General features: G+C 63.2%; 20 protein-coding genes and 2 tRNA genes. 10 read left to right on the top strand and 12 right to left on the bottom strand.

The window, feature by feature from the left end:
* Positions 1 to 20 precede the first annotated feature (20 nt).
* The 3 genes from IV500_RS08815 to IV500_RS08805 all read left to right on the top strand — a co-directional run bounded on the left by IV500_RS08815 (position 21) and on the right by IV500_RS08805 (position 3,460).
* The gene (locus IV500_RS08815; protein ID WP_196396425.1) at positions 21 to 3,041 is read left to right on the top strand and encodes a UPF0182 family membrane protein; all 3,021 of its coding nucleotides are present in this window, start codon (positions 21 to 23) and stop codon (positions 3,039 to 3,041) included.
* A gap of 131 nt (positions 3,042 to 3,172) precedes the next feature.
* Positions 3,173 to 3,246 (top strand) — tRNA-Met (locus IV500_RS08810).
* 137 nt (positions 3,247 to 3,383) lie between these two features.
* Positions 3,384 to 3,460: transfer RNA gene (locus IV500_RS08805), tRNA-Met, on the top strand.
* A 151-nt stretch (positions 3,461 to 3,611) separates the two neighbouring features.
* Here IV500_RS08805 and IV500_RS08800 read toward each other — a convergent pair.
* Positions 3,612 to 4,232, bottom strand: coding sequence for an AMIN-like domain-containing (lipo)protein (locus IV500_RS08800; protein WP_196396424.1), 621 nt, complete (start codon positions 4,230 to 4,232; stop codon positions 3,612 to 3,614).
* A gap of 299 nt (positions 4,233 to 4,531) precedes the next feature.
* Positions 4,532 to 5,509, bottom strand: a complete 978-nt coding sequence (locus IV500_RS08795; protein ID WP_196396423.1) for an aldo/keto reductase — start codon at positions 5,507 to 5,509, stop codon at positions 4,532 to 4,534.
* Between the two features lie 141 nt (positions 5,510 to 5,650).
* Here IV500_RS08795 and IV500_RS08790 point away from each other — a divergent pair, with 141 nt between their 5' ends.
* On the top strand, positions 5,651 to 7,288 hold the full coding sequence (locus tag IV500_RS08790; RefSeq protein WP_196396422.1) for an ABC-F family ATP-binding cassette domain-containing protein: 1,638 nt from the start codon (positions 5,651 to 5,653) through the stop codon (positions 7,286 to 7,288).
* A 156-nt stretch (positions 7,289 to 7,444) separates the two neighbouring features.
* A complete protein-coding gene (locus tag IV500_RS21430; protein ID WP_230854718.1) occupies positions 7,445 to 9,463 on the top strand; it encodes a glycoside hydrolase family 3 N-terminal domain-containing protein in 2,019 nt (672 codons plus the stop codon).
* 99 nt (positions 9,464 to 9,562) lie between these two features.
* On the opposite strand, the gene IV500_RS08780 is transcribed toward IV500_RS21430, so the two are convergent.
* Both IV500_RS08780 and IV500_RS08775 read right to left on the bottom strand, forming a co-directional pair.
* Positions 9,563 to 10,585 (bottom strand): NAD-dependent epimerase/dehydratase family protein, encoded by a 1,023-nt coding sequence (locus IV500_RS08780; RefSeq protein ID WP_312875871.1) that lies wholly within the window; start codon positions 10,583 to 10,585, stop codon positions 9,563 to 9,565.
* Positions 10,582 to 11,553 carry an aldo/keto reductase gene (locus tag IV500_RS08775; protein ID WP_196396421.1) on the bottom strand — a complete coding sequence of 324 codons (972 nt, stop codon included), beginning with the start codon at positions 11,551 to 11,553 and terminating at the stop codon, positions 10,582 to 10,584. The genes IV500_RS08780 and IV500_RS08775 overlap by 4 nt, the downstream gene beginning before the upstream one ends.
* A gap of 87 nt (positions 11,554 to 11,640) precedes the next feature.
* On the opposite strand from IV500_RS08775, the gene IV500_RS08770 reads away from it, so the two are divergent.
* Positions 11,641 to 12,486, top strand: a complete 846-nt coding sequence (locus IV500_RS08770) for an aldo/keto reductase (RefSeq protein ID WP_196396420.1) — start codon at positions 11,641 to 11,643, stop codon at positions 12,484 to 12,486.
* A gap of 103 nt (positions 12,487 to 12,589) precedes the next feature.
* Here IV500_RS08770 and IV500_RS08765 read toward each other — a convergent pair whose 3' ends face one another.
* The 3 genes from IV500_RS08765 to IV500_RS08755 all read right to left on the bottom strand — a co-directional run bounded on the left by IV500_RS08765 (position 12,590) and on the right by IV500_RS08755 (position 16,972).
* Positions 12,590 to 13,777, bottom strand: coding sequence for a TerC family protein (locus tag IV500_RS08765; protein ID WP_196396419.1), 1,188 nt, complete (start codon positions 13,775 to 13,777; stop codon positions 12,590 to 12,592).
* Positions 13,778 to 14,019: 242 nt separating this feature from the next.
* On the bottom strand, positions 14,020 to 14,826 hold the full coding sequence (locus tag IV500_RS08760) for a PspA/IM30 family protein (protein WP_196396418.1): 807 nt from the start codon (positions 14,824 to 14,826) through the stop codon (positions 14,020 to 14,022).
* Between the two features lie 106 nt (positions 14,827 to 14,932).
* Complete coding sequence (locus IV500_RS08755) at positions 14,933 to 16,972, bottom strand: TPM domain-containing protein (protein WP_196396417.1); 2,040 nt, start codon at positions 16,970 to 16,972, stop codon at positions 14,933 to 14,935.
* A 343-nt stretch (positions 16,973 to 17,315) separates the two neighbouring features.
* Here IV500_RS08755 and IV500_RS08750 point away from each other — a divergent pair, with 343 nt between their 5' ends.
* The 3 genes from IV500_RS08750 (at position 17,316) to IV500_RS08740 (ending at position 21,367) form a co-directional block, all read left to right on the top strand.
* A complete protein-coding gene (locus IV500_RS08750) occupies positions 17,316 to 19,109 on the top strand; it encodes a trypsin-like peptidase domain-containing protein (protein ID WP_196396416.1) in 1,794 nt (597 codons plus the stop codon).
* 444 nt (positions 19,110 to 19,553) lie between these two features.
* Positions 19,554 to 20,384, top strand: coding sequence for an electron transfer flavoprotein subunit beta/FixA family protein (locus IV500_RS08745; protein WP_196396467.1), 831 nt, complete (start codon positions 19,554 to 19,556; stop codon positions 20,382 to 20,384).
* 17 nt (positions 20,385 to 20,401) lie between these two features.
* Positions 20,402 to 21,367 carry an electron transfer flavoprotein subunit alpha/FixB family protein gene (locus tag IV500_RS08740; RefSeq protein ID WP_196396415.1) on the top strand — a complete coding sequence of 322 codons (966 nt, stop codon included), beginning with the start codon at positions 20,402 to 20,404 and terminating at the stop codon, positions 21,365 to 21,367.
* 66 nt (positions 21,368 to 21,433) lie between these two features.
* Here IV500_RS08740 and IV500_RS08735 read toward each other — a convergent pair whose 3' ends face one another.
* The 4 genes from IV500_RS08735 to IV500_RS08720 all read right to left on the bottom strand — a co-directional run bounded on the left by IV500_RS08735 (position 21,434) and on the right by IV500_RS08720 (position 24,415).
* On the bottom strand, positions 21,434 to 22,270 hold the full coding sequence (locus tag IV500_RS08735; protein WP_312875870.1) for an anti-sigma factor: 837 nt from the start codon (positions 22,268 to 22,270) through the stop codon (positions 21,434 to 21,436).
* Between the two features lies 1 nt (position 22,271).
* Complete coding sequence (sigK, locus tag IV500_RS08730; RefSeq protein WP_196396414.1) at positions 22,272 to 22,892, bottom strand: ECF RNA polymerase sigma factor SigK; 621 nt, start codon at positions 22,890 to 22,892, stop codon at positions 22,272 to 22,274.
* A gap of 227 nt (positions 22,893 to 23,119) precedes the next feature.
* Positions 23,120 to 23,920, bottom strand: coding sequence for a class I SAM-dependent methyltransferase (locus IV500_RS08725; RefSeq protein ID WP_196396413.1), 801 nt, complete (start codon positions 23,918 to 23,920; stop codon positions 23,120 to 23,122).
* Between the two features lie 27 nt (positions 23,921 to 23,947).
* A complete protein-coding gene (locus tag IV500_RS08720; protein WP_196396412.1) occupies positions 23,948 to 24,415 on the bottom strand; it encodes a tRNA (cytidine(34)-2'-O)-methyltransferase in 468 nt (155 codons plus the stop codon).
* 121 nt (positions 24,416 to 24,536) lie between these two features.
* On the opposite strand from IV500_RS08720, the gene IV500_RS08715 reads away from it, so the two are divergent.
* Positions 24,537 to 25,721, top strand: a complete 1,185-nt coding sequence (locus IV500_RS08715; RefSeq protein ID WP_196396411.1) for a baeRF3 domain-containing protein — start codon at positions 24,537 to 24,539, stop codon at positions 25,719 to 25,721.
* Between the two features lie 22 nt (positions 25,722 to 25,743).
* Here IV500_RS08715 and IV500_RS08710 read toward each other — a convergent pair whose 3' ends face one another.
* On the bottom strand, positions 25,744 to 26,724 hold the full coding sequence (locus IV500_RS08710) for a J domain-containing protein (RefSeq protein ID WP_196396410.1): 981 nt from the start codon (positions 26,722 to 26,724) through the stop codon (positions 25,744 to 25,746).
* Between the last annotated feature and the right edge of the window lie 64 nt (positions 26,725 to 26,788).

The following is a 26,788-nucleotide window of genomic DNA, read 5'->3' as shown; positions in this document are numbered from 1 at the left end:
CCAGCTAAGCAGAGGTAAGAGTGACTTCCCGTCCTGCCAGTCCCAACAGACCCACTAACTCCCGACGCCGGCGAGGGCCGCTGTTGCCAACACTTATTACCGTGGCCGTATTGGTCATTGCCTTCGTCTTCTTCGTCAACGTCTACACGGATGTCCTCTGGTACAAACAGCTGGGGTTTTTGGAGGTCTTTTGGCGTGAGAACGCCTCTAGGGTACTGATCTTCCTGGCCGCATTCCTGATCATGGGCGGTGGAATCTACGCCTCGGTCCGCGTCGCGTACCGGGCACGTCCCGTTTACGCACCCGACAACCAGACCCAGGACACTCTGAACCACTATCAGGCACAGCTGGAACCGGTCCGTCGGCTGGTAATGATCGGCGTGCCCGCAGTCTTCGGCCTGTTTGCCGGTACTGCGGCCGCAGCGCAATGGCAAAAGGTCATGCTTTTCGTTTACCAGGTTCCCTTTGGCCAAAAAGATCCCCAGTTCGGACTTGATCTGAGCTTTTTCATCAACACGCTGCCGTTCCTCGGATTTGTCGTCGGCTTCCTGATCAGCGTGGTGATCATCTCGGCGATCGCCGGAATCCTGACGCACTACCTCTACGGCGCCATCCGGCTGCAGGAACGCGGCCTTTTCACCAGCCGTGCTGCCCAGATCCAGCTCGCCGTGCTGGCCGCGGCCTTTTTGATTCTGCTGGCCATTAACTTCTGGCTGGATCGGTTCTCGACGCTGCAGGACAACAGCGGTCTGCGCTCAGGCGCCCTGTACACGGACGTCAACGCCGTTATTCCTACCAAGACAATTCTTGCCCTGGCTGCGGTAATTGTTGCCGTGCTGTTCATCGTCACAGCCGTGATCGGCCGCTGGCGCCTGCCGGTCATCGGTACGGCCATGCTGATCATTACCGGCATTCTGGCCGGCGGTATTTACCCGTGGGCGGTGCAGCAATTCCAGGTCAAGCCTTCGGAGGCAGCGCTGGAGAGCCCGTACATTGAGAAAAACATTAATTCGACGAGGTCCGCCTACGGGCTCGACAACGTTGAGGTCACGCCGTACAACGCGACGACTGACGCCACCCCGGGCGCGCTGCGGCAGGACGCGGCGACCGCGGCAAACATCAGGCTGCTGGACCCAAACCTGGTCTCCGCTACCTTTGGACAGCTGGAACAGTACCGTCCGTACTATAAGTTCCCCAGCACCTTAAATGTGGACCGGTACACCATCGACGGCAAGGTTCAGGATACGGTCATTGCCGTCCGCGAGCTGAACCCCAACGGGATCAGTCCGGATCAGCAGACCTGGTACAACACCCACTTGGTCTACACCCACGGTTACGGCATTGTGGCAGCGTATGGAAATACGGTCACCGCGGATGGAAAACCTGTGTTCATTCAGTCCGGTGTGCCGTCCGTCGGCAAGCTGGGCACTGACACGAGCTACCAGCCGCGCATCTACTTTGGGCAGTTCTCGCCGGAATACTCCGTCGTGGGAGCGCCGGAGGGCGCGCCGCAGGTGGAACTGGACCGACCGCAGGGATCGGGTACCAGTGGTGAAGCGTCGACCACTTTCTCCGGAAACGCCGGCCCGAACGTCGGGAACTGGTTCAATAGGCTCGCTTACGCCATTAAGTTCCAATCCTCCGATCTACTGCTGACCAACGGCGTCAATGACAAGTCGCAGATCCTTTACGACCGCTCGCCGGAGGAAAGGGTCGCCAAGGTGGCACCGTACCTGACCATCGACGGCAACCCGTATCCGGCGCTCATCGATGGCCGGGTTAAGTGGATCGTGGACGGCTACACAACCAGTGCCGCCTACCCCTATTCGCAGCAGCAGCAGCTCGAATCCGCCACCACGGACTCGCTGACTTCCAAGACCGGGACCGGCGCGCTGCCTAATAGCTCCATCAACTACATCCGCAACTCCGTCAAAGCAACCGTGGATGCCTATGATGGATCGGTTTCGTTGTACGCCTGGGATGCTGAGGATCCGATCCTGAAGGCATGGCAGAAAGCCTTCCCGACGACGATCAAGCCGTACTCCGAAATGTCCGGTGACCTGATGAGTCACGTGCGCTACCCGGAGGACCTTTTTAAGGTTCAGCGCGAGCTGCTGAACCGTTATCACGTGACGGACCCGGGTGAGTTCTACAAAAACACTCAGGCCTGGAGCATCCCGAACGATCCGACGGCCTCCGCCGACGTCAAGCAGCCCCCGTACTACCTCTCCCTGCAGATGCCGGGACAGGAAAAGACCGCATTCTCCCTGACGACGTCGTTCATTCCGCAGTCGGTGAAGGGGACGGATTCACGGAACGTGCTGTACGGCTTCATGGCAGCCGACGCCGACGCGGGAAACCAGAAGGGCGTGAAGGCGCCCGGCTACGGCAAACTCAGGCTGCTGGAGCTTCCAGTGGATACGCAGGTGCCCGGTCCGGGGCAGGTGCAGAACACATTCAACTCCGACCCCACCGTATCCACACAGCTGAACCTGCTTAAACAGGGCCAGTCAAGCGTCCTCAATGGCAACCTGCTTACCCTCCCGGTGGGTGGTGGGCTGCTCTACGTCCAGCCGGTCTACGTTAGATCCACCGGTGAAACGTCCTATCCGACGTTGCAGCGCGTTCTCGTGGCTTTCGGCAATAAGATCGGCTATGCGGCAACGCTGAATGAGGCCCTTGACCAGCTCTTTGGTGGCAGCTCAGGTGCACTAGCCGGAGATTCGCAAAAACCAGGCGGGGCGACGACGCCGGGAACGTCCGGGACAGGCGGCACCGGTGGTGCCAACGCAGCCCCGGACGCCACCGCGCAAGCGCAGCTGAACCAGGCGTTGCAGGATGCGAATCAGGCCATCCAGGACGGGCAGGCCGCCTTGGCCAAGGGCGACTTCAGCGCCTACGGGACAGCGCAGACCAAGCTCAGTGCTGCCATTGCTGCCGCTCTGGCAGCGGAGGGGCAGATGACGGGTACCGGAGCGGGGGCGCCGGCCGCCGGCACCTCGACGGCGTCACCATCCTCGTCAGCGACGCCGACGAAGTAGACCGATAGGATCCGGGGCGGTTCCGCTGGGAATGCGCCCCGGACGTCGGGCTGCAGGACGCAGCTCACGTCCGCTGATGCGGTCTCTGATTAGGTCGCACGGCAGGACCTAAGGTAGAGTCAATATCGCGACGCGGGGTGGAGCAGTTCGGTAGCTCGCTGGGCTCATAACCCAGAGGTCACAGGTTCAAATCCTGTCCCCGCAACTACAAAGGGACCCCGACCGGTGAAAACACCGGTCGGGGTCCCTTTTCTTAAGGTCCAATTCTCTGAGCGTCGGAACCGGCCTGACTGATGGAGCGGTCTGCGGGCCGGCGGAAAGCGGGTATAGTTGAACAGGCGACGCGGGGTGGAGCAGTTCGGTAGCTCGCTGGGCTCATAACCCAGAGGTCACAGGTTCAAATCCTGTCCCCGCAACCAAAAAGAGGTCCTGATCAGCGGAAACGCCGGTCAGGACCTCTTGCATTTGGCAGCCGTTTTGGCCACCCAGCGTTGATCCCGGGGTACCGATCCGGACGACCATTCCTGCCCATGGGAGCGGCACGAATGGAGTAGTCGACCTCAGAGCTCGCTAGGGCCGGCGAACATCAACGTAAATGGTAGTAGTATCACCGGAGCGCATTATTTGCCCGACCTTGAAGCCGGCTTTGGTGGCTTGCCCCAAGGAGATCGATAAGACGCCTTCCCAGTCACCGGTCTCGGCGTAGGAGAGTAAGCCTGGAAGTCCGGTTGAAACCGGGAGATTTGGCCTGTCGGGAATCGTCGGCTGGCCTTCCCCGTCATGAGCGGCGGCCCCAAACGACAGATGCAGGTAAGCTCCCCCGTCAAGTTCAACCTTGTAACCGGAGGCATCGTGGAAAACCTCCGGGACATAATGAGCCCGCAGTTCCGGGCCATGACCGTCGAAGTCGAGGGCCATTCGGTCGAAGTTGCCTTCGGGATGGCCGGCAACTCTGATGTTCGTCAGGTATGAGCCTGTGTTAGCAGCACCGGTTGACGGCAGGCTGGCATCGGCGGTCGACCAGGCCTCGGGGCCAGGTGTGGGAGTAGGCGCCGCGCCGGTGGTTGCGGGCGCACTCGGCGTGGCGGAAGGCGCCGGGGTGGTCGTGGGGGCTGGTGTGGGCGTGCAGCCGCTCAAGGCGACTCCCACGACAAAAGCAGCGACAGCAGTTCGGTTTCCTGGACGCGACATGATTTTCTCCCTGTAGGACCGCAAGCTTGATGGTCGGTGCGACGGCCGCGAAGTGGAAGCGGAGGAGTCCTGCACTGAAGGCTGGCGGCTGGACTATTCGGACCTGCAGACTTCGGTATCCCTTGCGGCGCGTACCGATCCGGACGGCCCTCTGTTGGGCGGGAACGGGTGCGGAAGTACGGCAAAATTCAGGGGCGCCAGTGGACACGCTGGGATCCTACTCTTGGCGCACTCACCGCGCCATCGGTGGATCTGCCGACGGCGTCCACCAGAGGTCGGCGGACAACTTCTCCAGCGGTCTAAAAGCCCGCGAGGGCGTGTGGAATGTAGTGCTCTTCCAATGCGGAGAGCTCCTCGGCGGTGAGACTGATGTCCAAGGAAGCGACCGCGTCGTCCAGATGGCCCAGCTTTGTCGCCCCGACAATCGGCGCGCTGACCGACGGATTGGCGCAAACCCAGGCCAACGCCACCTGCGCGCGGGGAACGTCGCGGGCCTGGGCCACAGCAGCCACGGCCGTGGAGATCTTCCGGTCAGCGTCTTCGGCCTGCCGGTAGAGGGTCTGACCGAACTTGTCCAGGTCTGCCCGCGTTGTCGCTTGGTCCCAGTCCCGGGTCAGCTTGCCGCGGGCCAGCGGGCTCCATGGCAACACACCGATTTTCTCTTCCCGGCAGAGCGGATACATTTCGCGCTCTTCCTCCCGGTTGATGAGATTATAGTGATCCTGCATGCTGACGAAACGGGCCCAGCCATTGGCCCGCTGGGCGTGCAGTGCCTTGGAAAACTGCCAAGCGTACATCGACGATGCACCAAGGTAGCGGACCTTGCCGGCGCGGACGACGTCGTCCAGGGCTTCCAGGGTCTCCTCCAGCGGGGTCAGCGGGTCCCAGCGGTGAATTTGGTACAGGTCGATGTAGTCGGTTCCGAGCCGGCGCAGGCTCTCATCGATCTGCCACAGAATGTGCTTGCGGGACAGGCCGGACCCGTTCGGCCCTTCGCCCATTCTGCCGTGGACCTTGGTGGCAATGACGAGTTCTTCGCGGCGGCCAAAATCCGCCAGTGCACGTCCGGTGATTTCCTCGCTGGAGCCGTCCGAGTATACATTCGCGGTGTCAAAGAAATTGATACCGAGTTCGATCGCCCGACGGAAGAACGGCCGGGATTCGTCTTCCGTCAGGGTCCAGCCGTGATTGCCGCGCTTCGGCTCCCCGTAACTCATGCATCCCAGAGCCAAAGCAGAGATCTCCGTGCCGGTATTTCCAAGTTTGACGTATTTCATCTGCTTCTTCCTGGCCGTGTCGAATCCGTACCAGTGATATTAGTCGCCTGACTGCGCTTTCCGGTCGCCGCCCTGCTCCACCCGCGCGCAGATGGCGGCACCGGGCCAGGCAACGCCGTTGGGATTGCATAAGCTGGTCCAATGACTGCAACGCTCGTGGCCAAGGACCTTTCCGGCGGCCACGCCCACCGGACGCTGTTCTCCGATCTCAATCTGACCGTCGCGCCTGGGGATGTGGTGGGAGTCGTGGGTGCTAACGGCGCCGGCAAATCGACACTGCTGCGCCTGCTCGCCGGCGTGCAGGAACCGCTGGCAGGGACGGTCAGCCGTGCGCCGTCGGATGCCTTCATTGGCTGGCTGCCGCAGGAACACGAGCGCCTTGCGGGTGAGACGGTGGCCGGCTACATTGCCCGCCGCACCGGCGCCGCCGAAGCCACTGCCCGGATGGAGGCCGCCGCGGAGGCACTGGCGTCCGGGACCAAGGCGGCCGACGACGATTATGGCGCCGCGCTGGATCATTGGCTGGCGTGCGGGGCGGCTGATCTGGAGGAAAGAATCCCAGCGATGCTGGCCGAACTGGAGCTTGGCACCGGGGCGGCGGCGCCAATGGCGTCGCTCTCCGGTGGACAGGCCGCCCGGGCTGCAATGGCAGCGCTGCTGCTGAGCCGTTTCGACATCGTACTCCTGGATGAACCAACCAATGATCTGGACCTGGCTGGTCTGCAGCGGCTGGAATCCTTTGTCCAGGGCCTGCGCGGCGGGGTCGTCCTGGTTTCGCACGACCGCGAATTTCTGGCCCGCTGCATTTCCTCCGTTGTGGAGCTGGACCTGGCGCAGAACCACGTCGTTGTTTACGACGGCGGCTACGACGCCTATCTGCAGGAGCGCGCCACGGCGCGCAGGCACGCCCGCGAGGCCTATGACGAGTTTGCGGACAAGAAGTCCGATCTGGTGGCTCGTGCCCGGACGCAGCGCGAATGGAGCTCGCAGGGTGTGCGCAATGCGATGAAGAAGGCCCCCGATAATGACAAAATCAGGCGCCGGGCCAGTACCGAGTCTTCGGAAAAGCAGGCGCAAAAGGTCCGCCAGATGGAGTCCCGGATTGCGCGCCTGGATGAGGTGGCCGAGCCTCGCAAGGAGTGGCAGCTTCAGTTCAGCATTGGGGCTGCCCCGCGCTCGAGCTCGGTGGTGGCAACGCTGAACCAGGCCACGGTCCGGCATGGCGCATTCACTCTAGGCCCGGTGTCACTGCAGGTGAACGCGGGGGAGCGGATCGGGATCACCGGTCCCAACGGAGCCGGGAAATCGACGCTGCTGCGGCTCCTGCTCGGACATATTGCGCCCGACGGCGGCACGGCCGTCTTGGGTGCGAACGTCGCCGTCGGCGAGATTGACCAGGTCCGCGGGCAACTGGCGGGGACGGACACACTGGGGGCTGCCTGCGAAGCCCGGCTTCCGGAACTCAACAGCGCCGAGGTCCGCACCCTGCTGGCGAAGTTCGGGCTCAAAGCGGATCAGGCAAGGGCAGCAGTCGGCAGTCTTTCACCGGGAGAGCGCACGCGTGCCGCGTTGGCTCTCCTGCAGGCCAAGGGCGTGAACCTACTTGTTCTGGATGAGCCCACCAACCACCTGGACCTGCCGGCTATTGAGCAGCTCGAGGAGGCGCTGGAAAGTTACGACGGGGCGCTGCTGCTGGTTTCGCACGACCGCCGCCTGCTGGCGAAGGTCCGATTGGATACCCGCTGGGACGTCAAGGACGGTCAGGTCGCGATCCGCTGACGGGCAACGGTCCATGGCTAACGTCCACGCCATCTCCGGATTTTGACGGCGGAAGAGGGCCCGGATCAGGGCCACGGTTTGGCTGAAGCTGTGACTGCCATTGTGGTCGGTGCGCGTCCAGCAGTACCGTGAGTACGCGAGATGGAGGAGGTTGTGATGATCTCTGGCGTATTTGTCCGATGGGTAGTGTTTTGGACGGCGGCGATGGCCGCCGCAACACTGACGACGGCCGCAGTGGTTGTGCCTGCGCAGGCAACCGCGCCTGCCGTGTCAGCGCCTGCCACGGATGCCCAAATGTGCGTCTCGGCGGTGCTCTCGCAGATGACGCCCGAACAGCAGGTCGGCCAGTTGTTCGTTATGGGGGTCAGCAGCACCGGGCCGACGCAGGCCCAGCTGGATTCCATCACCGCGCAGCATCTTGGCGGCGTGGTGCTGATGGGCCATACGGCGGCCGGGGTGGACCCTACCCGGCAGGTAACCAACGCCCTGCAGGCGCAGGCTACCAGCACCGCCGGCGTCGCGCTGTGGGTATCGGCGGACCAGGAGGGCGGCTACGTGCAGGTGCTGAACGGTCCTGGTGTTTCCGCTATACCGACCGCGCTCTCGCAGGGCGGCATGGCGCCGGCGGATCTGCGCTCTGCGGCCGCCACCTGGGGCGCGCAACTGCTCTCGGCTGGTGTAAACCTCAACCTCGCGCCGGTGCTGGATACCGTACCGGCCAGCTTGGGCACCGGAAATATCCCCATCGGTTATTACGACCGCGAGTACGGCTATGTCCCCGGCGCGGTAACCGCGCACGGCACCGCGTTCGCGGCCGGCATGACTGATGCCCGGGTACAGACCACCGGCAAGCACTTCCCCGGGCTGGGCCGGGTCATCGACAACACCGACACCACCTTCGGGGTCGCCGACGACGTGACCACTCGCGGAGACCCCTACCTGCAGCCGTTTGCCGCTGCGGTAGCGCAGGGACTGCCGGTGGTAATGATTTCGGAGGCCCGCTACACCCGGATCGACGGTCTGCGCGCGGTGTTCTCTGAGACGGTGATGCAGACGATGTTGCGCGGCGACCTTGGTTTCTCCGGTGTGATCATGTCCGACAGCATGAACGCCGCCGCCGTCAGCGACCTTACCCCGGCCCAGCGCGCCATAAAGTTCCTTGCCGCAGGCGGCACGGTGGTGCTGGACGGCTCGTCGGCCGACATCGGGTTGATGGTAGACGCTGTGCTGGTGCAGACCAGTCAGGACCCGGGTTTTGCCGCACAAGTGCAGGCCGACGCGAAGACTGTGCTGGAAACAAAGTACCAGGCCGGCTTGGTCTCCTGCCCGGACGCTTCCGGCCCGATAGCGCAGCACTATGCGGCGCTCGGCGGTGCCGCCTCGGTGCTCGGCCTGCCGATCGGGGCCGAATATCCGGTGGCGGGCGGTCGAGGACGCGACTATCAGAGCGGCTCGATCCTATGGTCGGCCCGCACCGGCGCATACGAGGTCCACGGAGCCATCGGCGCCCACTACTGGGCGCTGGGCGGTCCGGCCGGTTTCCTCGGTTTTCCGGTGACGGACGAGACCGGAACCCCTGACGGGGTGGGCCGCCACAACAACTTCGACGGCGGCGCGGGCGGGACGATTTACTGGACGCCCGCCACCGGCGCGTGGTCGGTGCACGGCGGGATCCTCGCGCACTGGGGCGCGCTGGGCTGGGAACGCGGCCCGATAGGATATCCGGTGAGTGACGAGACCGGTTCCCCCGACGGTGTGGGACGGTACAACAACTTCGACGGCGGTATCGGGGGCTCGATCTACTGGACGCCCGCTACCGGCGCCTGGTCGATACAGGGCTCGATCCGCGCGCACTGGGGGGCGTTGGGCTGGGAACGCGGGCTGATGGGATATCCGGTGAGCGACGAGACCGGTTCTCCCGACGGCGTGGGACGGTACAACAACTTCAGCGGCCTTAACGGGAGTTCTTCCATCTACTGGACCCCCTTGACCGGAGCGCATGACGTGCTCGGGGCGATTAGAGCGCGGTGGGGTGCACTGGGGTGGGAGCGCAGTGCGCTGGGGTACCCCGTTACCGACGAATATGATGTCACCGGCGGCCGGCGCAGCGACTTCCAGCACGGCTCCATCGTCTGGGACAGTGCCAGTAATACCACCACAGTCATCTATATGTAGCCGGGGCCTGGCTGCCCCCGCAACGCAGCAGCGCCGAGGTCCATACCTTGCCGGCGAAGGTCCGGTTGGATACCCGCCGGGACGTCAGGGACGGTCAGCTCACGATCCGCTGGCGGAGCCCGGGGCCCCACGTGCCCAGGCGACCAACTCGTCGGAGACGGCCATGAAGTCCGGGTCCACGGTCTGTGTCCCGGGGTGCGCGTCGTGCCAGCCGATGATTTCCCGTGCGCCGGTGGAGAACGGGATGTCCGCACGGTATCCGGGCACCAGGGACTTGATTTTGGCATTGGAGAAAATCACCGAGTGCGCCTTGTCGCCCAGCAATCCAGGACCCAGCGACGGTGCGTACGCCGCGATTGTCGCCGAGGACACATGCACCAGTTCCGGCTCCGGGACGCCCGCTGCCGCGGCGAGCAGGCGGTAAACCTGATCCCAGGGCAGGAATTCGTCCGAGGTGATGGTGTAGCTTTCACCCACGGACTGCGGGCGGCCCAATAGACCGGTGAAGGCGAAGGCGAAGTCGCTGCTGTGTGTCAGCGTCCACAGCGAGGTGCCGTCGCCATGCACCAGTACCGGCAGCCCGGACCGGAGCCGGTGAATGTCCGTCCAGCCACCCAGTAAGGGCATGGAGGTGCGGTCATATGTATGCGAGGGGCGCACGATTGTCACCGGGAAGCCGTCCGTCCGGTACGCATCTACGAGCAGATCTTCGCAGCCAATCTTGTCCCGGGAGTACCGCCAAAACGGGTTCCGCAGTGGCGTGGATTCCAAAATAGGAAGCCGCGCCGGCGGTTTTTGATAGGCGGAGGCGGAGCTAATGAAGACGTATTGGCCGGTCCGTCCCGCAAAGCGCGAAACCGCCGCAGCGGCATGCTCGGGAGTAAAGGAGAGAAAATCGGCGACGGCGTCAAATTCCCGATTGCCCAGGGTCGCCCCGAGCGCGGCTTCGTCGCGGACATCCGCGTGTAATACTTCGACCCCGTCGGGAACCGGACGCAGGTAAGAGGCACCGCGGTTGAGCACCGTGACGCGGTGGCCCAACCCGGCGGCGCGTTCCACAGCCGCTGCGCTGATCACACCGGTACCGCCGAGGAATAACAGACGTAAGCCGGAGCCGTTCACCAGGCGTAATCTTCCGGGGCGGTCCGGTGGCCGGGGAAGATAGCATCCAGTCGGTTCAGTGCGGCGTCGTCCAGGGTGACATCCAGCGCCTGGACGGCAGAGTCCAATTGCTCCTGGGTGCGCGGTCCCACGATCGGCGCCGTGACAACGGGTTGATGCAGCAGCCACGCCAGCGCAACGTTGCCGGGCTCCACACCGAGCTCAGCACAGAAATCCTCGTATTGCCGGATCTGGTCTTGATGTTTTTTTAGGGTTTCCTTCGCGCGCCCCTCGGTGCGCCTGACGCCGTCGCGCTCCTTTTTCAGCACACCCCCCAGCAGGCCGCCGTGCAGCGGGGACCATGGAATAAGCCCCAGGCCGTAGTGTTGCGCGGCCGGTATGACCTCAAGCTCCACGTCCCGGGTGAGGAGGTTATAGATGGACTGCTCGCTGACCAGCCCGTTGGAGTGTCTCCGGGCAGCGGCCTCCTGAGCCTGTGCAATGTGCCAGCCGGCAAAGTTACTGCTGCCCGAATACAGGATCTTCCCTTGCTGGACGGCGACGTCAATGGCCTGCCAGATCTCCTCCCAGGGCGTGTTCCGATCCACGTGGTGGAACTGATAGACGTCGATGTAATCCGTCTGCAGACGTTTCAGGCTGGCATCCAGGGCGCGACGAATGTTCAACGCTGACAATTTGGACTCATTGGGGAAATTAGTCATGGTGCCGTAAAGCTTGGTGCACAACACCGTGTGTTCGCGGCGCTCGCCGCCTTGGGAGAACCAGCGGCCAAGAATTTCTTCCGTCCAGCCGCGGTGCTGCCCGCCGCCGTACACATTGGCCGTATCAAAATAGTTGATCCCACAAGCTTGGGCGGAATTCATAATGGCATGCGCGGCGGCTTCTTCCGTATGCGGCCCGAAGTTCATGGTGCCAAGGCAGAGGCGGGAAACTTTCAGACCCGTTCGGCCCAACTGAGTAAATTTCATGGCTCCAGTCTGCTCCCAACGAGTCTAGGCTGGGAAGAGGACGGCGGAACATACCGCTGCCGGGACACGAGTCTGGAGAGGCAACCTATGTCTAATGAGCCAAATGCAAACGTCCCCGAGCTGACCCTCAATAACGGCGTGACCATTCCGCAACTGGGGTTCGGAGTTTTCCAGGTCCCGCCGGAGGACACCCGAAAAATTGTCGAGGACGCGCTGGAAGCCGGATACCGCCACATCGACACGGCCGCCGCGTACGGGAACGAGGCGGGCGTGGGCGCAGCAATTGCCGCGTCCGGAATCCCGCGTGAAGAGCTTTTCATTACCACCAAGCTGCGGAATGGAGAACAGGGGAATGCCGCGGCCGCGTTCGAGAACAGCCGGAAGGCGCTGGGTCTGGATTTTGTGGATCTCTACCTGATCCATTGGCCGGTCCCGTCCCAGAACCAATTCGTTGAGGCCTGGACCGCCATGGAGAAGCTCTATGCCAAGGGCGAGATCCGCGCTATCGGAGTCTCTAATTTTCTGGCCGGAGACTTGGATAAGCTGCTGGCCGCCGGGAATACGACGCCGGCGGTCAATCAGATTGAGCTGCACCCCACGTTCCAGCAGGCTGAGGTAGCAGCGAAGAGCAGGTCCCACGGCATTACGGTCGAGGCGTACAGCCCGCTGGGCCAAGGCAGCGACCTCGCGGCTGACACGGTAGGCCGCTTGGCAGACAAACACGGTGCAACGCCGGCGCAGATTGTGCTGGCGTGGCACCTGGGCTCGGGAAACATCGTTATTCCGAAGTCCGCGGACTCGAAGCGAATGCGCGAAAACCTGGCCGCAGTTTCCGTGGCACTTTCCGCCGAGGAGCTCGCCGCCGTCGGCTCGCTTGAATCGGGGCAGCGAATTGGCGCCGATCCGGCGACGGCGGCATTCACCCAGATGTAGACCGTCGCGGGCGCGTAACCGGCCACCAGCAATTCGTGCCCGGAAAAGGCTGGTCCGGACCCTGTGCGGCAGGGCCCGGACCAGCCTTCCGGCGGCCGTGGAGTTAGGCGGCAGGGAACTTTGCATGCTCGTCATGCGCCCGGCTCACTAGGCCGCGAATCTCCTCCACATCCTTGGCCTGGTCCCGGTGTTTGAGGGGCATTTTACGGATTTCTTCCTCAGCGGCCGTCATCAACGCATAAACCCGCTCGCGCTCTGAGTGATCTGCCGTGTACGTCAGATCCAGATACTCCGTAGCATGGTGCCGGATTCCGGACACTGCTGCCTGAGCTTTGCCCGCCGGGCTCAGCAGCGAGGCAGCCACCGTGACGGCCAGCACGCCGACTATGACGGCCAGGGACAGGCCGGTGCTGATTTCGAAAACCGGCACAGGGTCGCCGCCGTTGATAAAGAAAAGGTTGTTCTCATGCAGCGCGTGCAGCACCAGCTTGACGCCGATGAAGGCAAGGATGGCGGCCAGGCCGAAGGAGAGGTAAATCAGGCGGTCCAGCAGTCCATCAATCAAAAAGTACAGTTGGCGCAACCCCATCAATGAGAAGGCCGTTGCCGTGAAGACAATGTAAACGTTCTGTGTCAGTCCGAAGATGGCGGGGATGGAATCCAGTGCGAAAAGCAGGTCCGTCCCGCCGATCGCCACCATCACCAGCAGCATCGGCGTCAGGACGCGCTTGCCATTTTCGTGCGTGAAGAGCTTGTCCCCGTCGTAGTTCTCCGAGGTGTGGAAGAAACGGCGAGCCAGCTTGATGATGAAATTGTCCGCAGTACCCTCGTCCTCCTTCTCGGGCTTGAGCAGGTTGCCGGCGGTGACCAGCAGGATCAGGCCGAAGATGTAGAAGACCCAGGCGAAGGAATTAATCAGTGCCGCACCGAGGAAGATAAATCCGGTCCGGGCGATCAAGGAGAAGACAATTCCGAAGAGCAGGACCTTCTGCTGGTCTTCACGCGGAACGCGGAAGCTCGCTATCAGGATCAGGAAAACGAAGAGGTTGTCAACAGAGAGGGCTTTTTCGGTGACGTAACCGGCAAAGTACTCAGTACCCATCTCGGCCCCGCCGTAAATCCACAGGGCCACGCCAAACAACAGCGCCAAGCCGACGTAGATGCCGGACCAAAGAGCCGCTTCTTTGAGTTTGGGTACATGCGCTTTGCGGATGTGAAAGAAATAATCGAAGGCCAGAAGTCCCAGAATGAGGACGATGGTCAAGCCCCAGATAAGGGGGGATACAGTCATGATGGCTGCTTTCGTAGGGTGGTGAGGACAGGTGTGATCACCATAAGTCTCTCCAATCAGCTCAATGCTGACCGCTGCACCCGGCAGAGCGCCATTGCCCCACGTGTTGACGTATGCAGCGTAACGGATACTCCCCTACGTATCCTCGACCCTACATTATCGTCCTCCCTATTACAACCGACGCATCGCAGGTGTGGTTCCCAGGGGAGCGCCCCGGGAACCACACCTGAATTCCAGCTGCCCTAGAGGTTCTCGAATTCCGCCTCGTCCAACTGGCTCCCAGCTGCGGCATTTTTGGTCAAGTCTGCACCTGACCGGAGGGCGGCCGGCGGCGTGCCCGAACCGGACTTCAGCGCGGCGAGGCGGGCTTCAATTTCGGCCTGCTCGCCCAGATCCTCCAGACTGTTGAACTGGGCGTCAAGGCTGGAGGCCTGCAGCTCGGCCTGGCCCCGGACTTTCGCCTCTTCGCGGCGGATCTTGTCCTCGAAGCGGCTGACTTCGCTGGTCGGATCCATAATGTCAATGCTTTTGAGCGCATCGTGGACCTGGGTCTGCGCCTCGACCGTCTTCGAACGGGCAATCAGTTCATTGCGCTTAGCGGAGAGCTCGCCCAGCTTGGACTTCATCTGGTTCAGGCCGGTCTTGAGTTTTTCCACCACCTCTGACTGCGAGGAGATGCTGGGCTCGGCGGACCGGGCTTCGTTTTCCGAGCTCATCTGGCGCTGCAGAGCGATCTTGGCAAGATTGTCGAACTTCTGCGCGTCGGGATCGTTTCCGCCGCCGCGGTATTCATCCGCTTTGCGGCTGGCCGCGAGGGCTTTAGTGCCCCAGTCCTGCGAGGCCTTTATGTCCTGCTGATAGTCATCCTGGAGCATGCGCAGATTTCCGATAGTCTGCGCCACGGCGGACTCGGCCTCCGCGATGTTGTTGGTGTAGTCCCTGACCATCTGATCCAACATCTTCTGTGGATCCTCCGCCTGATCCAGCAGTGAGTTGATATTGGCCTTGGCCAACTGTGAGATGCGGCCGAAAATGGACTGCTTTACCATCGTCTTACCTTCCGTCGTGCTCTTGTTGAGTTCCTCTGAAGAACGAATGTGTCGAGCTGAAGCAAGCGTGTCAAAAAACCTCGCGGCTGGCTACCGGCAGGGCCTGCTAGAAATTACCGCCGCCACCGCCAAAGCCGCCGCCGCCGCCGAAGCCGCCACCACCACCGCCAAAACCGCCAAAACCGCCGCCGCCCCAGCTTCCGCCGCCGCGTCCTCCACCGGAGAGCATGCCGCCCAGGATCCCGCCAAGGATGGCGCCGCCAAACCCGCCGCCCATGCCGCGGCCTGAGCCGTAACCGCCGTAACCACCGCCGCCAAAACCGGAGACATCCGATTGGGCCAGTGTGACGGCCTGTTGGGCGAGCGCGCCGGCCTGTTGAGCATATGTCAGGGCCGACACGGGATCGGTACGCTGAATTGACAGCGCGTAGTCAAGGTTGCGTTGAGCTTCGGCAATGCGGGTCCTTGCCTCGGACCGAACCCCGCCGCGGCGGGCAGCGATGTAGTCCTGCGCGGAGGAGATCTGCGCCTGCGCCGCCCGGATGTTCTGCGCCAGCGATGCCAAGGCCCGGGTCCTCTGTTGCTGCTGGTCCCGGATTCCAGTGAGCATCACGTCCAGATCAGCATGGGCCTTCTCCAAGCGGGCAAGCACGTTAATCGGATCCGGCAATCCGGTGGTGAGCTGCTTACGTGCCTGGTCCAGCGCGGCCTCCGCGGCCGCGAGCTGAGCGGAGAACTGTGCGTCCGTGCGGCCGGAGACCAGAGCCTTTGCCTGTGTGAGGTCGGAGGCAGTGTCGGCGACGGACTCCTGAAGTGCAGCCATGGCCTGGTCTAGATCCGCGGCGACCTTCCCCACAGCGTCGAGCAGGAGTTTGGCCTGATGTAGGCTTTCCTCGGCGGCCCGAACCGCGACGGCGGCACCGCTGACATCCGAGGAAGCAATCTTCTCCTGTGCGGTCTGCGAAGCGGTCTGGACAAATTCGAGGCGATCTTGAGCTTGTTCGACATTATCCGCGATGGTGCTCAGCGCCGATTCCGCGTACCGGTGCTGCATCTCGGTCAAAGCAGTCCTCGCCTGGGCAATAGACGATTCGGCTTTTTCACGGCCTTCCGCAACATCGGCCAGGGCCTGCGGAGCGTTCTTTTCCAGTTCGCGCAGCGAATCAAATTCAGCTTTCTGCGCTTCCAGGGACGCGTTGACGGCTTCACAACGCCTGATGATGTCTCCGTACCAGGCGCGCTGCTCCTCGATTGTGTCCACAATGGCGTCGTCAAGCTGCTGCTGCAGTTTAAATGACTCCTGCAGATGCCCTTTCGCCTCCAGTAGGGCCTGCTGGAATGGCTTGACTGCGTCATCCCCGTAGGCCGCCTGGGCGAAACCGATCTCTTGTTCGCTGGACTTTATCGCGTCGTCGGCTGCGATAAGCAAGGACCCGGCGCTTTGGCGCAGCTCCGGAATGCTGGTTCCCGCCATCGGATCCAGTTTTTCGCCCTCGGGCCCGTAACCAGATTCAGTAGCCACTTGGGCCGCCTTCCGGCGTTTACTGCGGATGGCGAGCGCGGTACCGGCACCGCCAAGGACGACGACGCCGCCAATTCCGAGGGCGACGTAGCCACCGGTGGGGTCAGGGACGGTCCCGCTGCCGCCGCTGGCCGCGTCGCCCAGCGCGGCCGCGGCGTTAATAGCGGCCTGTGCCCAGTTGTGGGCACTGAGCTGAGGCTTGATCGCCTTGCCGATGATGCTTTCACCCTGTTTGGCGGACAGTGCGGTGTTTTTGCCGCCGAGGAAGGCGAACTGACTGTCCTGTGTGGCGACGGCGAGCAGGGCATCATGGCTGCCCATGTTCTTACTGTCGACCACTTGTTGGGCCCATGACTGCGGGTCCATGGAATCGAAGGACTTCACATAGACGACGAATAGGGTATAGCCGTGATCCTTGGCCAGTTTGGTGATGGCGTCGTTGACATCGCCGGCCCGGCTGCCGAGCACGCCGGCATTGTCCACCACATGCTGACCGGCCGGAATTGAGACCGGAGGCTCGGCGTTGGCGGCTGCGCCAGGTACAAGCAGCAGTGCGCCCAACAGAAGTGCGGCCAGTCCCGCGGCGGCAAGAAGGCGTGTAAAGAAACTGAAACCGGACCGCATCTATATCCCTTCGGAGCGTACCTGCGAACCCGTCAGTGGAAGGCCGGTGATAGGCGCACTCCGGGCGGATCCCACAACTGCCAGCCGTGGAAGGCAGAGGCGCAGCCGTGGTGAGTTGCATTGAGTCTATGGTGGCAGGAGAAGCCCGTCCACACCGCGGCGGCGGGTACCCGCGCGGCAGGTACTGCAAATCCACCCAGCCAAGTGGGCGGACAAGAAGGACCCGGCGGCGGGATACTGGAGGTGGACTCGCTTATGCGCTCACAGGAACCTCCCAGTGAACGTTCGCGAAGGGTCCAGTTCCACAGTTCATAGTTGGACTACCGACGAGGAAGGAACTCCAATGACCGAGCACAATGGCGGCGAGTCCGGCTTTGGCAGCGATGCCGTCCCTAACGACGCCCGCACGCCCGAGAACGACGCAGCTCAAACCCACGCGGCACCGACCGCCGCCGCTGAAGGCAGCGCTGCTGCACATCGCACACCTGATGGCACACCTGATGGTGGTGCCGGTGCTGACGCCGGACCCGACGTCCGTCGCTCAGAGGGGCAGGCAGGCTACGGCCAGCACGAGTCGGGTCAGCCGGGCTTCGGCCAGCATGCTCAGGCATCCTTTGACGCCCCGGTTCCTCCCGGAACGCCGCCTACCTACCCGGCAGGATCGCCGTCGTCCCCGCGACCTGCCCAGTCATCGGCCGAGGACACCCAGGACTACCCCTTCCAGAACTACCCAACTCAGCAATATTCAACTCAGCAATATCCAACTCAGCAATATCCAACCCGGCAGTACCCCTCCCAGCAGTACCCTGCGACACCTGCGGAAACCACTTACGGCGCGACCCCGTATCCCTCGAGCCAGCCACAGAGCGGCTCCGCGGTATACGGTGGTGCCGGACAGGCCCCCGTCCGGCGCCGGGAAAAGAGAAAAGTAGGCGCCGGGATCTTCGTTGCCGGGATGGTCGCAGCGGCACTTGTCGGCGGCGGAACGGCCGCAGGAACGTCGGCTCTGCTGGGTAGCCAGACTCCAACGGGCAGCAGCAGCCAGGCCGCTCCGAATGTCCCGCTGATCGTCAACAATACAAATGACGTCAATGCCGTAACGGCTGCCGCGCAGAAGGCCTCGCCCAGCGTCGTGACCATCTCCGCCGTTTCCGGTAACTCCGGGGGAACAGGGTCGGGCATTATTTTGGATACGGATGGACATATTCTGACCAACACCCACGTGGTGACGTTGGATGGAGCTGCGGCCAGTGCAACGCTGGAGGTCCGCACCAATGACGGCAAGGTTTATTCGGGCAAGGTGGTGGGTACGGATCCGCTCTCTGACCTGGCGGTCATTAAGATCGACGCACCCGGGCTGGTGCCGGCTGCGCTGGGAGATTCGTCCAAAATTAATGTCGGCGAGACCGTGATTGCCATCGGTGCCCCCCTGGGCCTCAGTGGCACCGTCACGGATGGCATCATCTCCACACTTAACCGGACTATTCAGGTGGCATCGTCGGCCGTGCCGAAGTCACAGAGCGATTCTTCCTCAGGCAACGGGGACAGCAACGGTGGAAACGGCTTCAATTTTGCGCCGCCGGACGGCTCCAACGGTTCCAACGCTGCCGCCACCGGAACCGTTAACCTTAACGTGATTCAGACCGATGCGGCCATTAATCCGGGGAACTCCGGCGGTGCGCTGACAAACTCCAAGGGAGAAATCATCGGGGTTAACGTGGCGATCGCCTCCGCCGGCGCCTCCTCCGGTTCGAGCGGCCAATCCGGTAATATCGGGGTTGGTTTCTCCATCCCGATCAATACCGCCAAGCGCATCTCCCAGGAGATCATTGACAATGGCACTGCCACTCACGGACAGTTGGGCGTCTCGGTAAAGGGCAGCGCGGCCGGTCAGTCCGGTAACGGCACCTTCTCCAACGGTGCCGTTGTTGCCTCAGTGGTCTCCGGTTCCGCAGCGGATAAGGCTGGCTTCAAGGCCGGTGACATTATCACTAACTTCGGCACCCGCTCCATTGACGATGCTTCCGCTCTGACCGCGGCGGTTCGTGAGCAGGCAGCCGGAGCGACGGTCAAAGCGACGTTCCTGCGTGACGGTAAGCAGCAGTCCGTGGACGTGACTCTGGACTCGGCAAGCTAGCGGCCGGCAGAACCAGAGCCAGAGGGCACGAGAGCAGGGACCGGGACCGCAGCAGCGGACCCGGTCCCTCTGTCCGGGAATAATCAGCGCCCTCTAATGGAAGACGACGCGTATGCCGCGCACAGCAGCCCGGCACGTCCGGTCTCAAAGAGGGTGTTGACCAGCACGTCACCGGTGGGGCCCGCAAAACCTCAGGTGCCGTCGTCGGGCATCACCATGCCGGCAACGATATGCAGCGCAGTTAGAGCCGGGTATCCGGCCTCCTCGTAAGCGGATCGCCATGCCGCCGGCCGCGGCCGAAGACTGCGGCCAAGCCCTCATCTCCGGAGCCGGGTCAGCCGGTGTACGGAGGCGGAAAATACCGGCCGTCGGCGTGGACGCACTAAGCTCGGGGAGGAATCTATAACACCGGCAGGATGAAGGGCAGCAGTGGAAACTTCGACGCTGAACATAGTGGTCCTGGTCAAACATGTACCGGATGCGCAGCTGAATCGGCAATTGAGTGCCAATGATAATACGGTCGTACGCACGGACAGTATCCTCTCCGAACTGGACGAATACGCCATTGAAGCAGCTTTGACGCTGGTGGAGGAACGTGGCGGAGCGGCGGCAGGCAACAGTGTCACCGCGCTCACGATGGGCCCCGCCGGTGCAGTGGCGGCGGTCAGGAAAGCCCTGCAGATCGGGGCGTTCGAGGGTGTTCACCTCTGCGACGACGCGTTGGCCGGATCCGATGCCGCGGCCACATCCCTGGCGCTCGCGGCGCTGGTACGCCACCTGTCTCCGGCGGAGCGCCCGGTGGATCTGATTATCACCGGGATGGCTTCCACGGATGGGGAGACCTCGCTGATCCCTGCCCAGCTTGCCGCACGGCTGGAACTGCCGCAGCTGACCTTCGCCGCCTCCCTGGAGGTCACGTCCGAGGACTCGGAAGCCGGCGGTGGCACGCGGAAGGCGGTCATCCGCCGGGACGGCGATACGGAGGCTGAGGTCATCGAGGCTGTGCTGCCCGCGGTTGTCTCCGTGACAGACCAGATCAATTCGCCCCGCTACCCGAACTTCAAGGGAATTATGGCCGCGAAGAAGAAGACGGTGACGACGCTAAGCCTGGCCGACATCGGCGTGGACCCGGCCCATGTGGGAAGCGCCGGATCCTGGACTGCCATCGACTCCGCGCAGGCCCAGCCGGCGCGGACCGCGGGCACCATCATCGCGGACGAAGGAAATGCCGGCGTTCTGCTGGTTGACTTCCTTGCCGCCCAGAAACTGCTCTAAGCCGGAAGGACCAGAATATGTCCGCAGTTCTCGTTTTTGTCGACCGGCATGGCGCTGCCGCTGACGCCGGGCTTTCCGCGCGCACGCAGGAGTTGCTGACGCTGGCCAGGACGGTGGGGGAGCCCGTCGTCGCCCTTGCCGGACCGCTTTTTCCGGCTGCCCGGACTGGCTTTGGCGCAGCTGGCGTGGGACGCATTTACCAGAGTGAGCAGCACGAGCTGTTTGACTATCTCGCAGCGCCGAAGGCGGATTTCCTGGCGCAGGTGTCCGGAAAACATCAACCTGCCGCTGTGCTGTTGGAGAATAGTGCTGAGGGCAAGGAAATTGCCGCACGCCTGGGTATTGCGTTGTCCGCCGGCGTGATCTGTGACGCCGTGGGGCTGGACGCCGGGCTGGGCGCACAAAAATCCGTGCTGGCGGGTTCCTACACCGTCACCTGCCGGGCTACGACCGCGATTTCCATCATCACAGTGAAGTCCAACAGCGTCCATGCCGAAACAGCAGCGGACCCTGCAGAACCGGTAGTGGAGGCCGTGAGTGTGAGCTTCGGTGCGGCGAGCCTGACGGCGAAGATCACCGAGCGCAGCGCCAAGCCCGCCAGCGGACGTCCGGAACTGGGCGAGGCTCGCATCGTCGTAGCCGGGGGCCGTGGCGTGGACGGAAACTTTGGTCCGGTTGAGGAGCTGGCGGACGCACTCGGTGCTGCCGTGGGGGCATCCCGGGCTGCTACGGATGCGGGCTGGATTGAGCACTCGGCGCAGGTCGGACAGACGGGCAAAACGGTATCGCCGCAGCTGTACATTTCAGCGGGGATATCCGGAGCCATCCAGCAGAAGGCCGGAATGCAAACGTCCAAGGTAATCGTGGCGGTGAACCGCGACGGTGAATCTCCCATTTTTGAGATCGCGGACTTCGGTGTCATCGGAGACCTGTTCACCGTGCTGCCGCAGGCTACCGCGGAAATTAAACGCCGCAGGGGCTGAGACGGGGACCGCATACTGGTCCCCGTGCTTCGGGCCCGTTCAGAGTTCAACGTTTGGGCCGATGACCTAAGTGCTCAGCGGCAGCGCGGCCAGGGGAGGCAGCGTGGGCTTTTGGGATCCGCCGTCCGGTTCAACAGTGACAGCAAAGGCCGATGCGGCGTCGACCCCCGTGATCGTGGCAGATTTGGACAGGGCCGCGGCATCCATGGTTCCCTGTGAGATCGGCGCCGAGCCGTTCTTGGGGATCAGCCACATTTGGTACACCTTGCCCGGGGGCGGAGCAGAAACCCCGTCCATGGTGACAACGGCGCCGTCCTTCGATCCGGAGATGGCAAGTGTGGCGCTGCCGCCTCCCGGGAAGTCAACCGATTTGGTCTGCACATCAGCGGCGTTGAGGATCTGGTGCCCGGGGTCCTGACTACTGATGATATTCGCGCCGACGCCGACGCCGCCAACAATAACTGCCGCCGCGGCAGCAGCTCCGATAAGCCAGCGGCGACCCGTTGAAAGCCCGGGCCGGCCCGCTTTACGTGCGCGCCGGACCGATAACTCATCGGCGGGATCCGCTGCTTCTGCGGCGACCGCAACAGGGGCCACTGCGCTGGAAGTGTCCGACACCTTGGGAAGCTGTGCCAGGATATTCTCCCACAAGGAGGCGGGAGGATCGGCCTGCTCCATGGCGAACGCACTCGCGAGGGTTTCCTGGGTCTGCCGGACACGCTGTTCGAACCTTGTCCGCTGCTCCGGCGGCCCGGTCGCAACGAACGCGTCGATTTCGGTGCGCTCGGCGTCGGTGAGGGCATCCACGGCGTAGATCTCGGATAACTCCAGGAGCCGGCCCTGAGCCAGATCAAGGGCGATGTTATCTGCAAACTGGTTGCTCGGCATATCTTTGGTATTCACCTCAGCTGACTCCCAGACAGTTCTTCAACCGTAGTAATCCATCCCGGATCCGGGACTTGATGGTCGGTACGGCGGCGCCCAGCTTCTCCGCGACCTCCCGATAAGTCAGGCCGCCGTAATAGGCCAGATTCACCGATTCCCGTTGCGTCGGGGTGAGCGTAGCCAGGCACTTCACCACCGCTTCGGCGTCGAGCCGCTCGCTGACGGTATCGACAACGTCGTCGTGCTCAATCACCTGGCTCGTCGCGCCGTAACGGGCCTCACGGTCTGTAGCACTCTGCGTGGAGCGCACCTTGTCGACGGCGCGGCGATGGGCGATTGTCATCAGCCAGCCCAGCGGGCTACCGGCGGCCGGATCATATTTCGCCGCGGATTGCCAGAGCTGAAGGTAGACCTCCTGCGTTGTATCCTCGGCCAGATTCTGATCGATCAGTACGCGCCTGGCCATGCCGTAAACACGCTTGGCGGTGAGGTGGTACAGCTGGGAAAACGCGCTCTGATCACCGGAGGCCGTGAGTGAAATCAGCCGGACAAGGTTGTCCCGCTCGGAATCACCGGCCTCGCCGGATGCGTGCAGCTGCCGGGGCGGCTCTGGCAGTCGTGCGGTCTGTGGGGTATCCATTACGCCCAAGCATAACGGCCCCACGTACCGGGACGTTGGATAACCGGTGGTCCTGCGTGGTCTGTGTCCGCGCCCTACCGCCAGCGCCGGTGCTGCGGGCCATCGAAGGTCTGCCGACATCTGCCCGCCTCTATTCCGCTGTAGACCGGTTTCCCGGGTTGGTGGTTCCACTATCTATTCGGAGCCAGGGCCAGGACGGATGGGTGGGCCAGCTGGACTGGAGCGCCCTATGCGCGATAGCCCACGCCCACGAGCGAGTCGGAATTCATCTCCACCTGCGGACCTACCGACCGGACAAATAGTTTCCGTACCCGTTCTATGGCTTCGGGGTCCCGGGGCAGGTACGTCCGCCAGCCGCTGCCCATGACCAGGGTCCACGCCATTTCGTCATCCACCGTCAGGGACAGTTCGCGTTCCGCCACAGTGACATTCATGAGGCCACGGTCCTGCAGCCACGCTCTCAGAGCGGCAGCGGAAGAAACCTTGTTCATGTTTCGGTTCGGACGCGGAAGGACCCCAGCCAGGCGCGGACGTTCGGTGACCGCGGCGTCAAGGATCCGTCCGGCGAAGGGTTCCAGCGCGCCGGCGAGCCACGTGCTGGTGACGAACCTGCCGCCGGGGCGAAGCATCGACGCAAGGTGTTCCACGCCGTCTTCCATATCGGAGAAGAAGAACATGCTGTAGGAACACAGCACGGCGTCGAAGGTCCGGTGTCCGCGCCATTGCGTGACGTCCGCTTCGGTGAGAGTGGTGTTGAGGAGTTTAGCCGCACCCACCCGTGCTGCCGCCAGGCGCAGCAGACCGGTGGATAGGTCGACGGCGTCAACGCTGCCGTCCGGGCCGACGGCGGCCGCAGCGGGAAGCGTGGCGGCACCGGTACCGCAACAGGCATCCAGGACCCGCTCACCGGACTGCAGCGCAGCGGCATCCACGAGCGCAAGCCCCATTGGGTCCCACAGCCGGTCGGACCACGTTTCGAACTGCAGGGCGCCATCGGTGAAGGCCAGACCAGGATCACGTGCGGACATGAGTACCTCTCGAAAGTGGGGCGGGTTTCAAAGCTGCGCGCCGGCGAAATCGAGCTGTCGCCATGCCTCATAGACGGCGATGGAGGCCGAATTGGCGAGGTTCAGTGACCGCAGACTCGGTAACATGGGCAGCCTGACCCTGGCCGTGACGTGAACGTCGTGTTTGACGGATTCGGGCAGCCCGACGGATTCCGGGCCGAACATCAGCACGTCGCCTTTGCGGTATTCGATCTGTGCGTAGGAGCTCTCGCCGTCGGAGGTAAAGGCGAACACACGTTCCGGCGCCAGTGCCTGCCAGGCGTCCTGCAAGGTTTGGTGCACATGGAGAACGGCCAGATCGTGATAATCCAGACCTGCCCGGCGGAGTTTTGAATCGTCGAGATCAAACCCCAGTGGTTCCACCAGATGCAGCTCGGCGCCGGTGATGGCGGCAAGCCGGATCGCGTTGCCGGTATTACCGGGGATCTCAGGAGTATAGAAAAGGATGCGAAACACGCCTCCATCCTAGTGGCCCGTGGCTGAAAGAGAGGTTGGGCAGCGGACCATCAACCGGTCAGGCGGCATACTCTGTACTTGCCGGGGCGACGTCGCTAGGGTCGAAAGCATGGGACGTTAGTTGAGTTCAGTCCCGGGCAGTAACGATGCGGAGGACACCATGGATCATTTGACTAAAACCCAACTCGAGGAGCTCGGAGCGCAGGATACGGGCGGCATTCATGTGTCGCTGTTCATGCCTACGCACCGCTCCGGCAGCGGCACGGAAGCGGACCCGCTGGCGTGGAAAAACCTGCTCGTTGGGGTGGCCACGGCGCTGACGGACAAGGGTCTGCGCAAAGCTGAGATTGATGAGCTGCTCGCCCCGGCCTGGGCGCTGCACGAGGACGGCAGGGCCTGGCAGTACATGAGCGAGGGGCTGGCGGTCTTTCTGCGGCCCGGCTGGCACCGCGAATTCCGCGTCCCTGTCGGCCTGCCGGAGCTGGCGGCCGTGGGCGACCATTTTGTCATCAGCCCGCTGCTGCCGGTGATTTCCGGGGACGGCGGATTCCTTTTGCTGACCATCAGTCAACGGCAGATCCGCTTGCTGGACGGGACCCGCGACCGGGTGACGAACATGGACCTCGGCGAAATTCCCGTGAGCCTGCGCGATGTTTCTGCGCCCCGCGAACCACGGGCGGAGACGATGACCCGCTCACTCTCCGGGGGACCCTCCGGCGCGGCCGTATTCTTTGGCCACGGCGGGACCGATGATGATTTCAAAACCGATGAGGTCCGGCGCTTCCTGCAGCTGGTGGGAAAGGGCCTGCATGACATTCTCGCCGAGCTGGATCTGCCCATGGTCGTTGTCGGGCTGGACAAGATGCTGGGCATCTACCGTGAGGTGCGGACCTACCCGCATGTCGTCGGGGACGTACGGCAAAATCCCGACCAGCTCTCCGATGAGAAACTCCACGCGGCCGCCTGGCCTGTCATTGCGGAGCATCTGAGTACGGTCAAGCGGCGCGCCATTGAAGGGCTCGCGCAGCTGCAGGGCACCGGCCGCGCCTCGACGGACGCGGAGGAGATCGGCGCGGCAGCGGCCACGGGACGAGTGGAAACACTCTTCGTGGATCCGCATTGCTGGGGACGAGCGGCGGCTGACAGCCCCGCCATCATCGAGCTCGGGCAGGCAGCTGAGTACCTCTCGTGCGAGCAGCTGGACCTCGCCGCAGTCGGCACTCTGGCAGGTGGCGGTCAGGTCCATACGGTCGAGGACGCCGACCTTCCGGGCGGGAGCCAAATTGCTGCGGTTTTCCGCTACTAACCTGTTAATACATGCCGCTTCTTTAGTACATGCCGCCAAGCAGCCGGCTAAGCACGGCTAGATCCACCACGTTCGGCGCCGGGCCGGCCGCGAGAAAATGTTTGACCTCGCGGACCAGCCGCGACCCATTGACGGCGTTAACCAGGTTGGCACCGTCCGGCTCTGCGCCCGGCGCGTAGTCGATCACCGGTTGGTACAGACTGCCATCGGGACTGTGGACGCAGATCCAGCCCGTGACATTGCATTCGGGAAACAACTGCTGCATTGTCCGAACGGCTGGAAGCATTCTGGGAGGTTCGATGACCTTGCCACCGTGCAACAGTGAACTCCCGTTGAAACGGTATGCGCCCTCCGGCAGCAACATGGAGCCGATCAGTACCATGCGGTAACCGGCGAGCAGGACATGGTCGATATAGCCCTTGTCCGCCGGGGAGAGAAGCCCGTTGACGAGTCGCGCCGACGGGATCTGCGGCAGAATCTGTGCCATCGTGAGCTGAATGGTTCTAGCCTCCCGCGCCAGGCGCGCCTGCGCACCGAACACCCCGCGCTTACGCGGCGCCCCGTGGACCTGTTGAGCCGCCCGGGCCAGCGGCAGCAGCGGCGCCGTTCCCGCCGCTAAATCGGTAAAGGCGGGAACATAGACCGCCGGATCGCTGGCGGAAACCTTCGGCACCCGCTGCGAACGGCCCATGGCGAAGGACGTTGAGGACCCGGGGGCAGTCGGGCCGGGGGCGGCCGGGCCGGCGCCGGCCGGCGAAGAGTGCCGATACCAGCCTGGCCGACGCTGTGAACCTGCCCCGTACGAACGGTCATAGGCGGCACGGCGTTGTGGATTGATCAGCGTCTCGTACGCGGCTGTAACCAGCAGGAATGCGGCCGCGTCGCCACCATGGTCCGGGTGCGCCAGCCGCGCAGCTTTGCGGTAAGCGGTCTTAATATCGCGTTCCGTCGCTGTCGCCGCAATGCCGAGCACCTGATAGTGCGTGAGGAGGTTCTCGCTCACCCAAGGCCCTTCCCATGTCTTTTATCTGTCTTTGCTGCAGCCCTCGGCAGGATGCCGGGGCCGC

The sequence above is a fragment of the Arthrobacter terrae genome, from assembly GCF_015708085.1.
Lineage (GTDB): Bacteria > Actinomycetota > Actinomycetes > Actinomycetales > Micrococcaceae > Arthrobacter_M > Arthrobacter_M terrae.
This window is presented reverse-complemented; position numbering and strand designations above follow the sequence as displayed.

What these genes read in the sequence shown, in the direction of transcription:
- IV500_RS08800 (WP_196396424.1), bottom strand. Translation starts at nt 4,232, where the DNA reads ATGTCGCGTCCAGGAAACCGAACTGCTGTCGCTGCTTTTGTCGTGGGA.
- IV500_RS08795 (WP_196396423.1), bottom strand. Translation starts at nt 5,509, where the DNA reads ATGAAATACGTCAAACTTGGAAATACCGGCACGGAGATCTCTGCTTTG.
- IV500_RS08790 (WP_196396422.1), top strand. Translation starts at nt 5,651, where the DNA reads ATGACTGCAACGCTCGTGGCCAAGGACCTTTCCGGCGGCCACGCCCAC.
- IV500_RS21430 (WP_230854718.1), top strand. Translation starts at nt 7,445, where the DNA reads ATGATCTCTGGCGTATTTGTCCGATGGGTAGTGTTTTGGACGGCGGCG.
- IV500_RS08775 (WP_196396421.1), bottom strand. Translation starts at nt 11,553, where the DNA reads ATGAAATTTACTCAGTTGGGCCGAACGGGTCTGAAAGTTTCCCGCCTC.
- IV500_RS08770 (WP_196396420.1), top strand. Translation starts at nt 11,641, where the DNA reads ATGTCTAATGAGCCAAATGCAAACGTCCCCGAGCTGACCCTCAATAAC.
- IV500_RS08765 (WP_196396419.1), bottom strand. Translation starts at nt 13,777, where the DNA reads ATGACTGTATCCCCCCTTATCTGGGGCTTGACCATCGTCCTCATTCTG.
- IV500_RS08760 (WP_196396418.1), bottom strand. Translation starts at nt 14,826, where the DNA reads ATGGTAAAGCAGTCCATTTTCGGCCGCATCTCACAGTTGGCCAAGGCC.
- IV500_RS08755 (WP_196396417.1), bottom strand. Translation starts at nt 16,972, where the DNA reads ATGCGGTCCGGTTTCAGTTTCTTTACACGCCTTCTTGCCGCCGCGGGA.
- IV500_RS08750 (WP_196396416.1), top strand. Translation starts at nt 17,316, where the DNA reads ATGACCGAGCACAATGGCGGCGAGTCCGGCTTTGGCAGCGATGCCGTC.
- IV500_RS08740 (WP_196396415.1), top strand. Translation starts at nt 20,402, where the DNA reads ATGTCCGCAGTTCTCGTTTTTGTCGACCGGCATGGCGCTGCCGCTGAC.
- sigK (WP_196396414.1), bottom strand. Translation starts at nt 22,892, where the DNA reads ATGGATACCCCACAGACCGCACGACTGCCAGAGCCGCCCCGGCAGCTG.
- IV500_RS08725 (WP_196396413.1), bottom strand. Translation starts at nt 23,920, where the DNA reads ATGTCCGCACGTGATCCTGGTCTGGCCTTCACCGATGGCGCCCTGCAG.